The 13,370-nt window shown below is 60.5% G+C and carries 13 protein-coding genes; all 13 read left to right on the top strand.

All coding sequences use genetic code 11. The annotated features are described in order from the left end of the window. Positions 1–132 precede the first annotated feature (132 nt). The 13 genes from ACI5FR_RS24560 to ACI5FR_RS24500 all read left to right on the top strand — a co-directional run bounded on the left by ACI5FR_RS24560 (position 133) and on the right by ACI5FR_RS24500 (position 13,361). Positions 133–1,551 (top strand): NAD-dependent malic enzyme, encoded by a 1,419-nt coding sequence (locus ACI5FR_RS24560; RefSeq protein WP_405459291.1) that lies wholly within the window; start codon positions 133–135, stop codon positions 1,549–1,551. Positions 1,552–1,753: 202 nt separating this feature from the next. After that, on the top strand, positions 1,754–2,824 hold the full coding sequence (locus ACI5FR_RS24555) for a Bug family tripartite tricarboxylate transporter substrate binding protein (protein WP_405459290.1): 1,071 nt from the start codon (positions 1,754–1,756) through the stop codon (positions 2,822–2,824). A 66-nt stretch (positions 2,825–2,890) separates the two neighbouring features. Continuing rightward, positions 2,891–3,358 carry a tripartite tricarboxylate transporter TctB family protein gene (locus ACI5FR_RS24550; protein WP_405459288.1) on the top strand — a complete coding sequence of 156 codons (468 nt, stop codon included), beginning with the start codon at positions 2,891–2,893 and terminating at the stop codon, positions 3,356–3,358. Positions 3,359–3,370: 12 nt separating this feature from the next. Then, on the top strand, positions 3,371–4,897 hold the full coding sequence (locus ACI5FR_RS24545; RefSeq protein ID WP_405459286.1) for a tripartite tricarboxylate transporter permease: 1,527 nt from the start codon (positions 3,371–3,373) through the stop codon (positions 4,895–4,897). A 92-nt stretch (positions 4,898–4,989) separates the two neighbouring features. Beyond that, positions 4,990–6,597: an ATP-binding protein gene (locus ACI5FR_RS24540; RefSeq protein WP_405459284.1), complete on the top strand. Its 1,608-nt coding sequence runs from the start codon at positions 4,990–4,992 to the stop codon at positions 6,595–6,597. Beyond that, positions 6,575–7,264 carry a DUF977 family protein gene (locus tag ACI5FR_RS24535; RefSeq protein WP_405459282.1) on the top strand — a complete coding sequence of 230 codons (690 nt, stop codon included), beginning with the start codon at positions 6,575–6,577 and terminating at the stop codon, positions 7,262–7,264. Before ACI5FR_RS24540 ends, ACI5FR_RS24535 begins: the two co-directional genes overlap by 23 nt. Positions 7,265–7,584: 320 nt before the next feature. Beyond that, the gene (locus ACI5FR_RS24530) at positions 7,585–8,508 is read left to right on the top strand and encodes an NAD(P)/FAD-dependent oxidoreductase (protein ID WP_405459280.1); all 924 of its coding nucleotides are present in this window, start codon (positions 7,585–7,587) and stop codon (positions 8,506–8,508) included. Between the two features lie 20 nt (positions 8,509–8,528). Beyond that, positions 8,529–8,774 carry a glutaredoxin family protein gene (locus ACI5FR_RS24525; RefSeq protein WP_405459279.1) on the top strand — a complete coding sequence of 82 codons (246 nt, stop codon included), beginning with the start codon at positions 8,529–8,531 and terminating at the stop codon, positions 8,772–8,774. Between the two features lie 42 nt (positions 8,775–8,816). Next, on the top strand, positions 8,817–9,389 hold the full coding sequence (locus ACI5FR_RS24520; RefSeq protein WP_405459277.1) for a peroxiredoxin: 573 nt from the start codon (positions 8,817–8,819) through the stop codon (positions 9,387–9,389). Positions 9,390–9,836: 447 nt separating this feature from the next. Continuing rightward, positions 9,837–10,361, top strand: coding sequence for a sigma-70 family RNA polymerase sigma factor (locus ACI5FR_RS24515; protein WP_405459275.1), 525 nt, complete (start codon positions 9,837–9,839; stop codon positions 10,359–10,361). Continuing rightward, entirely contained in the window at positions 10,358–11,557 is a 1,200-nt protein-coding gene (locus tag ACI5FR_RS24510; protein WP_405459273.1) for a hypothetical protein, read from the top strand. Before ACI5FR_RS24515 ends, ACI5FR_RS24510 begins: the two co-directional genes overlap by 4 nt. Beyond that, positions 11,554–12,513, top strand: a complete 960-nt coding sequence (locus ACI5FR_RS24505; protein ID WP_405459272.1) for an ABC transporter ATP-binding protein — start codon at positions 11,554–11,556, stop codon at positions 12,511–12,513. The genes ACI5FR_RS24510 and ACI5FR_RS24505 overlap by 4 nt, the downstream gene beginning before the upstream one ends. Continuing rightward, entirely contained in the window at positions 12,510–13,361 is an 852-nt protein-coding gene (locus ACI5FR_RS24500; protein ID WP_405459271.1) for an ABC transporter permease subunit, read from the top strand. The genes ACI5FR_RS24505 and ACI5FR_RS24500 overlap by 4 nt, the downstream gene beginning before the upstream one ends. The last annotated feature ends 9 nt before the right edge of the window (positions 13,362–13,370 follow it).

Raw genomic sequence — 13,370 nt, 5'->3', positions numbered from 1 at the left:
GCCCGTGAAATTTATGAACGAAACGTACGCTTATCGAACTTATGGAACAAATGAACACAATGTAGCCGGCTGAAAACGCTTCCGGCTATACTTCTGAGGCAAGCTAACTAGAGCGCAAGGGGTGTAGCCACAATGAAAAATAGCATCGGCGGCAAAAGCATGATCGTCCGGCTGGAGCTGCAGGCGGAGCGAGTTCACTTCGGCCAGCTCATCACCGTCATTACCGAGAACGGCGGCGACGTAATCGCCATCGACGTCATTCAGACCGGACCGGAAGGGTCTGTCCGCGATATTACGGTGACCGCAGCCGAGCAGGCCCACACCGACTCCATTCTCCGCGCGATCCGTGAGGTGCCCGGAGTGAAGCTGCTCCATGCGTCGGACCGTACGTTCCTGCTTCACTTGGGGGGCAAGATCGAGATGAAGCCGAAGGTGCCGATCCAGAACCGCGACGACTTGTCCCGCGTGTACACGCCGGACGTCGCGAGGGTGTGCATGGCGATCCATGAGCATCCGGAGAATGCGTTCAAGCTGACGATCAAGCGCAATACGGTAGCGGTCGTCTCGGATGGCAGCGCGGTGCTGGGGCTCGGCAACATCGGGCCGGAAGCGGCCATGCCTGTTATGGAAGGCAAGGCGATGCTGTTCAAGCAGTTCGCCGAGGTGGACGCGTTCCCGATCTGCCTGAATACGCAGGACACGGACGCGATCGTGGAGACGATCAAGCATATGGCTCCCGCGTTCGGCGGCATCAACCTGGAGGACATTTCCTCGCCGCGCTGCTTCGAGATCGAGGACCGGCTGCGCCGGGAGCTCGACATCCCCGTCTTTCACGACGACCAGCACGGAACGGCGGTCGTGCTGTACGCGGGCCTGATCAATGCGCTCCGGGTGGTCGGGAAATCGATCGGTCAGGTCAAAGTGGTCGTGTGCGGCATCGGTGCGGCGGGAATCGCCTGTACGAAAATATTGCTGGCGGCCGGGGTGAAAGAAGTGATCGGCATAGACCGCGAAGGCGCGATCACGGCGGATCGCCAGTACGCCAATCCGATGTGGGACTGGTACGCCCGCCATACGAATCCGAATCGCTACGACGGTTCCTTGTCCGGCGCGCTCGCAGACGCGGACGTGTTCATCGGCCTCTCGGCCGGCGGCATCCTGAAGCGCGACGATGTCCTGCGCATGGCGGAGCGGCCGATCGTGTTCGTCATGGCCAATCCGACGCCGGAGATCCATCCCGACGAGATCGAGGACATTGCGGCTGTAATCGCCACCGGGCGTTCGGATTTTCCGAATCAGATCAACAACGTGCTCTGCTTCCCCGGCATGTTCCGGGCCGCTCTCGATTGCCAGGCTTCGACCATCAACGAAGAGATGAAACTGGCCGCTGCGCAAGCGATCGCTTCGGTCATCTCCGACGAGGAGCGCAACAAGCACTATGTGATCCCGAGCGTGTTCAACCAAGAGGTCGTGCGCCGCATCCGGCAGGCGGTCATTCAAGCCGCTTTGCGCACCGGGGTTGCGCGTAGAACGCCGCGCGAGTTTCGCTAAGTAAGTCCCGGGGGCCAGCCGTGAACAATATGAGCAAAATGCGCACAATGAGCTTATTGCACATTATTGCGTTAAGGATCGGAAATCGGAAAGCCCGTGGTATGATGTTCATGCGAAACAATAAAGCGCTTTCATAAAACGGTTTCACCCGGTCGAGTGATTGGGCAAAAAGGGACAACGAATCAATGGGGAGGGTATCTAGATGATGAAGAACATGGTAAAGCATAGTTGGAAAGCCGCGGTGGCCGGTCTCCTGGCGGCCAGTCTGGCGGCCTGCGCCAGCGGCGGCGGGAGCAAGCCTGCCGCGTCGGGGACAGCGGCGCCTAGCAAGGAACCGGCTGCGACGCAAGCGGCGTCCAAGTATCCGGAGAAGCCTCTCAGCATCGTCGCTCCGTCCGGAGCCGGCGGCGGTTGGGACTTGACCGCGCGGGCGATCGCCAAGACGCTTGGGGATACGAAGCTCGTCGACAAGCCGATCACGGTCGAGAATAAGCCGGGCGGCGGCGGAACGGTGTTCATGGCGGAGTACTCGACAAAGGACGTGAAGGACAATTACAAGCTGTTCGTCAGCTCGCCGCCGATTCTGATCAACAACCTGAAGAAGGAAGGCAACACGCCTTACGGCTACAAGGATACGACGCCGCTCGCGCAGCTGACCAAGGATTTCGGGGCGATCGCGGTACCGGCGAATTCCAAATACAATGACTTGAAGTCGCTGCTGAACGACCTGAAGGCCGATCCGACGAAGCTGACGATCGCAGGCGGCTCGGCACCGGGCTCGATGGACCACCTGGTCTCGATTCTCCCGGCGTTCAAGTTCGGCGTCGATCCGAAGAAAATCAAATACGTCTCCTACGACGGCGGCGGCGAAGCGATGACCGCGCTGCTCGGCGGCAATGCTGACGTACTTGGTACCGATGCGTCTTCGCTCGACCAATACTTGAAGGCCGGCAAGATCAAAGTGCTCGCGGTAGCGGCTCCCCAGCGGCTCGGCGGGTCCATGAAGGACGTGCCGACGATGAAGGAGCAGGGCGTCGATGCGGAATTCCTCATCTGGCGCGGCATCTTCGGACCTAAGGAAATGAGCGCGGACGCCAAGAAATATTGGGAGGATACGCTGAAGAAGCTGTCCGACAGCGATGCGTGGAAGAAAGAGCTGCAGGCGAACAATTGGGAGAGCGATTTCAAGAAAGGCGACGATTTCAAAACGTACCTGGGCCAGCAAGAAACGCTGATCAAAGACATGCTGACGGCGCTCGGCATGCAAAAATAAATCGTACGGCCGAAGGGGGAGAAGAGTCGTTCTTCTCCCTTCGTGCATCAAAAGGAGGGACCCGCTTTGAATAAAACGTTCGACCGTTACGCCGGCGTCGTGTTTCTGGCGGTCGGGGCGCTGTTCATGATCGAGAGCCGGAGCATCTCGTCCAGCGCGTACGGCAGCAACGTCGGCCCCAATATTTTTCCGTTCATCCTCGGCCTGTTCCTCACGCTGCTCAGCCTTCGCCTGATCTATGAGACGTTCCGCTACAAGCAGCCCGAGACCGGCAAGCCGAAAGAGAAGCTCGATTACAAGCGGTTCGGCATTATTTTCGCCGCGGCCGTGCTATATGCGTACTTCCTGGAGGAGATCGGCTATGTCATCTGTACGTTCTTGTTCCTGTTTATCGGGTTCCAGACGATGCAGCAGGGGAAAGTGTGGGTATCGCTCGTCATCTCCGGGGGATTCTCATTCGGGGTTTACTATCTATTCGTCCATGTCATGGACGGGACGCTGCCAAGCTTCCCCGCATGGCTCGGCTTATCGTAGGAGGGATATGCAATGGGCACAATCGATTACTTGCTGCATGGACTGGCCACTGCGGCCCAATGGCATAATATCGTGTTCGTCTTCCTAGGTGTGTTGATCGGCACGGTCGTAGGCGTGCTGCCGGGCATCGGCCCTATGAGCGGGGTTGCGCTGCTGATTCCGATTACCGCGACGATGACGTCCGGGCTCGGTCCGGAGGAAGCGGCGACCAGCTCGATCATCCTGCTCGCCGGCGTCTATTACGGCGCCATGTACGGCGGGTCGACGACTTCGATTCTGCTCAACACGCCGGGCGAATCCTCGTCCGTCGTGACGACGCTCGACGGCTACCAGATGGCGAAGCAGGGCAGAGCCGGGGCGGCGCTGTCGATCGCGGCCATCGGTTCGTTCGCGGCCGGCATCGTGGCGCTGCTCGGCCTGATCTTCCTCGCGACGCCGCTCTCGGCGGTCGCGATCAAATTCGGGCCGGCGGAATACTTCTCGCTTATGGTGCTCGGGCTGTTCGCGATCAGCGGACTCGCCGGGAAGTCGATGGTGAAGTCGCTGATCATGGTCGCGAGCGGGCTCTTGCTCGCCACCGTGGGCATCGACAACGTGTCGGGGGTCGCCCGGTTCACGTACGACATCCCGGAGCTGTACCAGGGCTTCGAGTTCCTGACCGTCGCCGTCGGGATGTTCGCGCTCGGCGAAGTGTTCAAGACGATTCTGGAGCGGGAGTCGAACGAAGGCGAGATTGCCAAGATCAGCCGCATTACGCCGACGAAGCAGGACTTGAAGGACAGCGCCGCCCCGATCGCGCGGGGATCCGTGCTCGGCTTCTTCATCGGGCTGCTCCCGGGCGCCGGCGCCATTCTGGCCTCGTTCTTCTCCTATATCATGGAGAAGAAGCTGAGCCGCAACCCCGAGAAGTTCGGCAAGGGCGCGATCGAAGGCGTCGCCGCGCCGGAGTCCGCGAACAACGCCGCCTCCGGCGGCGCTATGATCCCGCTGCTCACGCTCGGGATACCGTCCTCGGGCACGACGGCGATTATGATGGGCGCCTTCATCATGTACAACGTGCAGCCGGGTCCGCTCCTGTTCCAGGACCACCCGCAGCTCGCGTGGGGCGTCATCGCCAGCATGTTCGTCGGCAACCTGATGCTCTTGATTCTGAACATGCCGCTCGTGCGGTTGTTCGCCAAGGTCATCGAGACGCCGACCAAATATTTGATCCCGTTGATCGTCGCTTTCTCGGTCTTCGGGGTGTATGCCGTCCAGTTCTCGACGTTCGATCTGCTGCTCATGATGGGCTGCGGCGTAGCCGGCTACTTCCTATCCAAGAATGATTTCCCGCTTGCTCCGCTCGTGCTCGGGCTCATCCTCGGTCCGATGCTGGAAAACAACATGCGCCGCGCGCTCACGATCTCGAACGGCGATTTCATGATTTTCCTGCAGAAGCCGGTGTCGCTCGCGTTCCTGATCATCGGCCTGCTGTGGCTGACGATCCCTCTGTTGCTGAAGCTGCGGGGGAAGCGGGTGCTGGTGAACGAAGAAGCTTGACCTCTATGTTGAACGAGCCCATCTCCGGTTATACTGGAGGTGGGTTTTGGTGCACATTTAAGAATTATTTGTGGGGGAAAGGAGGGATCCGGATGCGGCTGCAAACGAAGCTGATCCTGCTCATCTGTTCGGTCTTGCTGTTCGTTACGGTCGTGCTCGCGTTCTCTTTTCAGCGAATGTGGGAAAACTCGCTGAAGGACCAGATCGGGACGACTGCGCTTAACATAGCCAAAGCGGTGGCGGTCATGCCGGTGATTCGGGACGCTTTCGACGACCCCGACCCCTCCAAGACGATCAATCCGCTCGTAGAGACGATCCGACAGCAGACCGGGGCCGAGTTCATCGTGGTCGGCAACCGGAACGGCATCCGCTACTCCCACCCGAACCCCGAGCGAATCGGCCAGGATATGGTCGGCGGGGACAACGGGCCGGTGTTCGAGGGCAAGTCGATCGTGTCGGAGGCGGTCGGGACGCTCGGCTTGTCGCTTCGCGGCAAGACTCCGATCTATGACGACCAGGAGCGGATTATCGGCGTCGTCTCCGTAGGTTTCCTCATCGAGGACATTAACGAGACGGCCGTCCACTACCGGAATTCGATTGTGCTCTTGGCGACGATCACGCTGCTCGTCGGAGCGGGGGCTGCTACGCTGATCGCACGGAATGTGAAGAAGTCCATCCACGGCCTGGAGCCGGAAGAGATCGGCCACTTGTACGGAGAGAGCCGGGCGATTCTGGAGTCGGTCCGCGAAGGTATCCTGGCGGTCGACCGGAGCGGCCGGGTGACGGTCATCAATATGACCGCCCAGCATATGCTCGGTTATCCGAGCGACGCTGCGTTGGTCGGCCGGCACATCCTGGACGTGCTGCCAACCTCCCGGCTCATGGAAGTGCTCCGGACCGGGGAGGCGGAATTCGATAAGGAAATGCTCATTAACGAGGTGTCGATCCTCGTCAACCGGCTGCCGGTAACGGATGAGCACGGGCATGTAATCGGGGCGGTGTCCAGCTTCCGGAACAAGGACGAGCTGTACCGGCTGAGCGAGGAGCTGTCCCAGGTGAAGCAATATGCCGAAGGCTTGCGCGCCCAGACGCACGAGTTCTCGAACAAGCTGTACACGATCTCGGGCTTGATCCAGCTCGAGTCGTATCAGGAGGCGCTGCACCTGATCGCGCACGAGACGGACGTGCACCAGGATCTGATCCGCTTCATCATGCGGGAAATTCCGGATCCGATGATCGGCGGAGTGCTGATCGGGAAGTTCAATCGGGCCAAGGAGCTGAAGGTCGTCTTCGAGGTGGATCGGGAGAGCTCGTTCCGCGACGTCCCGGCTTCGATTCCGCGAGGCCCTCTAGTGACCATTATCGGCAATTTGATCGACAACGCGATGGATGCCGTGCTCGCGGTCGACAGGCCGTCCCGGTGGGTCTCGATTCTGCTTACCGATCTGGGCGACGACCTGATCATCGAAGTGGAGGACAACGGCTGCGGGGTCCCGGACGAGCTCACACAGCGCATCTTCGAGACCGGCTTCTCCACGAAGGACGAGAACCGGGGCTTCGGATTGCCGCTCGTCAAGCAGGCGGTTGAGCAGTTGAAAGGGAACCTTACGTTCGCCCGCGGGGAGTTCGGCGGCACCGTGTTTACGGTCGCGCTGCCTAAGGAGAGGAGAGATTCGCATGCTGCAGGTACTCATTATTGAAGACGATATTCGGATCGCACAGATCAACCGGCGGTTCGTGGAGAAGGTGCCCGGATTCCGCGTCATCGGCATCGCGACGGACGAATCTCAGGCGATGGAGCACTTGGAGATTTTCCTGCCGGACTTGATCCTGCTTGACTTGTACTTCCCGGACATGCATGGGCTGCAGCTCCTGAAGACGATCCGCGAGCGGTACCCCGCGTCCGACGTCATCATCATTACTGCGGCGAAGGAGCTGGAGACGGTGCGGGAAGCGATGCGCGGCGGCGTGTTCGATTTCATCATCAAGCCGGTTATCTTCGAGCGGTTCCAGGAGAAGCTGCTGCAATACAGCCGGTTTCGTCAAAAGCTGAAGTCGCTCGAGGGGGCGAGCCAGGTCGAGCAGCAGGAGATCGACGAGCTGCTGCGCGGCAGCGGGGCCGGGCCTTCCAGGGAGACGTATTTGCCCAAAGGCATCGACAAGCTGACGCTGGAGAAGATGTCGGGGCTCATCCGCGACAATAGCGGAGGCTTGACCGCCGAGGAAGTGGGCCGTCGGATCGGAGTCAGCCGCTCGACCGCCCGGCGTTACCTCGAGTACTTCGTGGCGCAGGGCGAGATGGTCGCCGATCTCTCATACGGTACGGTCGGCCGGCCGGAGCGGGTGTACAAGAGCCTGAAGTCTTGACCCGGAAGAGCAGCGAGGCGCGGAATATTGGAGTCGCCCGCTGCATCCGGCCCTTCCGACGGATCCAATCGACCGAGAACGCTCACTTCCTCCGGCTTGAGCCCTTTCTACCGGCCATCCGCCTCTATAAAACAACCTCTTAGTGTTTCTTCCCATGCGACCGACGCTCTTGTTACGAACGTCATCCCGCCCCTCATTTTTGACCCCTCCTTGCCGCTTGATTAGAATTATTATAAAAAAGTATTGACTATAATCTGAGTTAAATTATAATAATTATCATGAAGGAATCAAGAGAGACCCAACGGGAAAGGAGCAGGTCCATGTACGATGTGATCATTATTGGCGGTGGACCGGCCGGCTCGTCGGCGGCCATGTATACCGCTCGAGGCGGGCTTAAGACGCTCGTCATCGACAAAGCGCCGAATGCGGGAGCCCTGGCGCTCACGCACAAAATCGCTAACTATCCCGGCGTCGAGGGCGAATCGACCGGCAAGGAGCTGCTCGACCGGTTCCGGCGGCAAGCCCAGTCGTTCGGGGCTGAGTACCTGCATACGACGCTGACTGCCGTCGATGTGGAGGAGGACGTCAAGTCGGTGTTCACCTCCGACGGGATCTTCGAAGCGAAGGCGGTTATCGTCGCTACCGGCTCCAAAGGCCGCAACCGGATGCTGCCGGGCGAGGAAGTGCTGCTGGGCCGGGGCGTGAGCACGTGCGCCACATGCGACGGTGCATTCTTCGCCGGGAAGAAGGTCGCCGTCATCGGCGATTCGGAGGAAGCGGTCGACGAGGTGCTGGCGCTCGCCAAGTTCGGGATGGAGATCGACTTCTACATTCCGCGGGCCGAGCTTCAGGGCGACACGCACATGCCGGATGTGCCGAACACCCGGGTGCACTTTCGCACCCGGCCGCTCGAGATTCTGGGCGACCGGCGGGTAGAGGGCGTGCGGATCCGCCGCCCTTCCGGCGAGGAGGAAGTTGTCGGGGCCGACGGCGTGTTCGTCTTCCTGTCCGGCAGCAAGCCGGGCACGGATTTCCTGCAGGGGCAAGTGCCCCTGGACGACGAGGGCTTCATGGTGCTCGACTCCCTCATGCAGTCGCCGGTCCCTGGCGTCTTCGGTGCCGGCGAGGTGCGACGGACGCCGGTGAAGCAGGCGGTTGTAGCCGCCGCCGACGGAGCGATCGCCGCCATGGCGGTCGACAAGTACATCAACAAGCGGTCGCAAGTGCTGCCGCAATACAAATAATAGAGGGAGCGTGATCTAGCATGTCCCAAAGTGCCAACGCCATTGTATATTCCAGCACGAACTGCCATTACTGCGCCCAGCTGAAGCAATATTTGACCGATCAGGGCGTCGCCTATGAAGAGCGCAACATCGACACGAACGAGGAGCATGCGATGCAGCTTCAGGGGCTCGGCATGATGTCGGTTCCGGTCACCGTGATCGGCGGGATGACGATACTCGGGCTGAATCCGAGCCGGATCAAGAAGGCCTTGGCCGCGATTTCTTAAGTTACCGCATCTCTAACTCAAATCCATAAGGAGGACTACCCTATGACCCCAGCTGCCTTAACGACACCGACTCTGTACCCCGCCCCCAAGATGGGCTTGCCTGCACCGGAATTCTCCCTGCTCTCGACCAAAAACTTGGAGACGTTGGAGGAAAAAGTGAGTTTGGCCGATTTTAAAGGAAAATGGCTGCTGCTTTTCTTCTGGCCGTTCGACTTCACGTTCGTCTGCCCGACGGAGATTATCGCCTTCAGCGACCGCTACGACGAGTTCCTGGACCTCGACTGCGAGATCGTCGGCGCCTCCGTCGACAGCGTTTATACGCACCGCGCCTGGATGAACACATCCCGCGACGCGAACGGCATCGGGCCGATCCGCTACCCGATGGGCGGCGATGTGACGAAGGAAGCCGCCCGCGCGTACGGCGTGCTCGACGAGGAATCGGGCTCGGCGCACCGGGGCTTGTTCATCATCGATCCGGATGGCATCCTGCGCTATCAGGTCGTGACGGACATGAACGTGGGCCGCAGCGTGGACGAGACGCTTCGCGTGCTTCAGGCGCTCCAGGCGGGCGGCCTGTGCCCGGCGAACTGGAAGCCCGGCCAAGCTACGTTGTAAGCTGGACGACCATACACCTTCTAGCCAGCATAATGCACGGTCAACCCGATCCCTTACCCAGGGGTCGGGTTTTTGTTTTCGAGTCTTTTCACCGTTCATGCAACTACCCGTAACTCGGAGCGTGGGAGGAGGGGGATGGCGATGCTGTAGAGTAGAAAAATTACTTTGGGGCGTGGGGAGAGGCGGGTGGCGATGCTGTAGAGTAGAAAAATTACTTTGGAGCGCAGAAAATGGGTGGAAGTGATGCTGTAAGTAGAAAATTAGTTTGGAGCGTGGGAAGAGACTGGTAGTGATGCTGTAGAGTAGAAATATTACTTTGGAGCGTCATGCCACCATAGAGCGATATTCCGGTTTTTCTACCCCATAGGGTACAATGAAAAAAGTAATGATCCCCCTGCTATAAATGGACGGAGCCGTTCGTCTTACATACAGAAAGGAGCGGAAGGCATGCACGAGAGCGAAATGATCCCCGATAAGTTCAAAGCGCTGTTCATGGAGCATTACCCGTCCGTGTTGCGGAAGCTGTCCGCGCTGGTGGCCGATCGTGCGGTGGCGGAGGATCTGGCGCAAGAGACGTTCCTGCGGCTGTACCGGACGCCGCCCGACGAGCTCGACAAAGTCGGTGCGTGGCTCCACCGCGTGCTGACCCGCCTCGCGTACGATTATCTGCGCCAGGCCGGTCGGCGGGAGCAGGTGCAGGCACGCGAGCAGGCGCGGTTCGTCTCGGAAGAGCAGGCGGAGCCCGGCAGCGAGCAGCTCGTCATCCAGAACTGGGAGCGCGACGTCGTGAAGTCGGTGCTGGCCAAGCTGTCGCAGCGCGACCGGGAAGCGCTGCTTATGCGCGAGAACGGTTATAGCTACGCGGAGATCGCCGAGCGGCTGCAAGTGAATCCGAAGATCGTAGGTTCGCTCATCATGAGAGCGACCGCGAGATTCCGCAAAAATTATCCCACGGAGGCGGTGGACGAATGAACAAGGATAAAGAACAAAGAGGGAAGCGGGTACACGCCGTAGACGGCTTCCCGATGAAGCCGGACATAGTCGACATACCGGAGGTGACGGATACCGCGAACGCAACGGATCTGACTATCACCGAAGCCGATACGAACAAAGCTTGGGAGGCGTTCCAGCGCAAGGTGCGGCTCGAGCCGGTGCCGGACATATGGCGGCGTCCGGACCCGAAGCCGACGGCTATGCCGCGTATCGCGGCGGATGAACCTGCTGCGGGGAGTCTGACACAACCTGAAGTTAAGCCGCACGGGACCGGCATGAGCGCCGGCCCACACCATTCGCGGACGACTATGCTGCGCCCTCGCCGCCGGGCACTTCGTCGATGGGTATCGGCGGTGGCGGCGGTCGCCATCACGGGGACGATCCTGTTCACCCCGCTCGGAGCGGACGCCCTTGCCTCCCTGTACCAGACTTTCCGGCTCCAGCATCTGAACGCGGTCACGATCACCATGGACGACTTGGAGCGGCTGAGCAATTCGCTCGCCAAGGGCAGCGTGGACATGGCGAATTTCGATCTGAACCAATTCGGCCAGCTGTCCCAGCAAGGCGGAGGTCCTAACCGGACGGTGACGGCTGCGGAAGCGGCTCAGGCCGCCGGCTACCCCCTGAAGACGCTGCCGGGCATGACCGCCGCCGACACGTCGGCCAAGTACGAAGTGCAGCCGTCGCTCAAGCTCGGCTTCCAGCTCCACACCGCGCCGATCAACAAGCTGATCGGGCAGCTGGGCGGCAAGTCGAAGCTGCCGGCCTCCGTGGACAATGCGCCGATCACGATCGAACTCCCGACGATCGTGAATATGAAGCAAGGCAGCAAGAGCTTGGTCCAACTGCAAGCTCCGACGATCGTCGTACCGGAGGGCGTGGACATCGCCCAGGTGCGCAAGGCGGTACTGGACTTGCCGATCTTGCCGGAGGAGCTGCGCGACAAGCTCGAGGGCATCGAGGACTGGCGCACCACGCTGCCGTTGCCGGCGGTGGAGGGCAGCTCCACAGCGACGACCGTAGCAGGTAGAGAAGCGGTACTTTACCATTCCGGCTCGCTCCGGGCTTTGGCTTGGCTCGACAACGGGCGGATCTACCAGCTGAACGGCTCTACGGCGGACTATCCGACCGACGCCGCCATCCTGGCGGAAGCGAAGGAGATTATAGGTTCATGATGATTCGTACGATGCACCTGACCAAGCATTACGACGACCGGATCGGCTGCAGCGACATTACGCTCTCGATCGAGCCGGGAACGTGCTTCGGCCTGCTCGGCCCGAATGGGGCGGGGAAGAGCACGTTCGTGAAAATGCTGGTCGGCTTGCTGCGCCCGACCGCGGGGGAAGCTTACATCCACGGCTTCCCCGCCGGGGAGGTGGAGGCGAGACGCGCTCTCGGTTACTTGCCGGAGCTGTTCCGCTACCCGGACTGGCTCACGGCTACCGAGGTGCTCCGGTTTCATGCCCGCCTGAGCGGCATCGGGGCCAGGGAATCCCGTTCCGCTCGCATGACGGCTCGGATCCGGGAAGTGCTGAACGTGGTCGGGCTGGAAGGACGGGCGCACGAACGGATCAAGCAATTTTCCAAAGGGATGCAGCAGCGGCTCGGGATTGCGAACGCCATTCTCATGGACCCGGACCTCGTCCTGCTCGACGAGCCTTCCTCCGCGCTCGATCCGATCGGGCGCTATGAAGTCCGAACGATCGTCAGGAAGCTGCGCGAAGCGGGCAAAACGATCTTCCTCAATACCCACCTGCTCGAGGACGTGGAGTCGGTCTGTGACCAGGTCGCCCTTCTGTACAACGGGGAGTTGAAGGCGACCGGACCGCTGGACGCCTTCCTCCGCGCGCAGGACAGCTGGGAGCTGCACGTGGGCGGCATAGACGAGACGCTGCTGGACACGGTCACATCGTCGGCGAGATTCCCGGGCTTCGGCGCGAAGCTCATCCGGGCCGCTGCGGATGGCAGCGCCATCCTGCACGTGACGGCCGGGAGCCGGGAGCAGATCGGCTGGCTGAACGGCCGCCTGGTGGAGGCGGGAGCGACGCTATACGAGGTGCGGCCGCTGAACGGCCGGCTGGAGGATTGGTTCCTCGCCATGGTCGACCGCAAGAAGGAGGCGGAAGTATGAGCGCCTATATCGGACTGACCGGCAAGGAGCTCGCCCGCAAGCGGCTGCTGCTCGTAGCGGTGCTCGTCACCGTTCTGTTCCTTGCCTTTTATTGCTACGGCTTGACGAAAACCGCGGAAGCTTCGGATTTCGCCTCGGCCAGTTTGATCGAACGGTATGCAACGGTGATGCCGGTCTTGTTGATCGGGTTGTTTTTCGCCCAGATGCTTACGGCCTTTTTCGTCCTCTTCGCTTCGATCGGCTCCATCTCGGCCGAGATCGAGAGCGGGCAGATGCTGGCCGTGCTGTCGAGGCCGATTCCGCGCTGGCAAGTCTACATGGGCAAATGGCTCGGCTTCGGCGTGTGGAATTTGCTGTACAGCGCCTGCCTGTTCTGGGCCATCATTTTGGCCAATCACTATATTTTCGATTTCCCGCTGCATGCGGCGACTCTGACGAAGGCGTTCCTGCTGTTCGAATGGGTCCCGCTCTTGCTCGGCACCGTCTCGCTGCTCGGGTCCAGCTATTTGCCGATAATCGGCAACGGGATTCTATGCGCGCTGCTGTACGGCATGAGTATGTTCGCCGGTTTCCTGGAGGCGGTCACGGGTACGAAGGTCTACAACACAGGCATGGAAAAGTTCAGCCTGTTCACGAGCCTGATTATGCCCTCGGACGCGGTGTTCCGCCGGATGGTGTTCGAGCTGTTCGGGGGCAGCAGCCTGCCGATCGTAGGCGGCATGGATCAGCTGGGGCCGTTCTCGCCCTCCGCTTTGCCCAACAATACGTATCTCGTCTACACGGTGTTCTTCTTGCTGGCCGGGTTGACATGGGGCTGCATGCGATTTACAAAGCGGGACATCTCGTAGCACAGTAGG

The sequence above is a fragment of the Paenibacillus sp. HJGM_3 genome, from assembly GCF_045062745.1.
Classification (GTDB): Bacteria; Bacillota; Bacilli; order Paenibacillales; family NBRC-103111; genus Paenibacillus_AA.
This window is presented reverse-complemented; position numbering and strand designations above follow the sequence as displayed.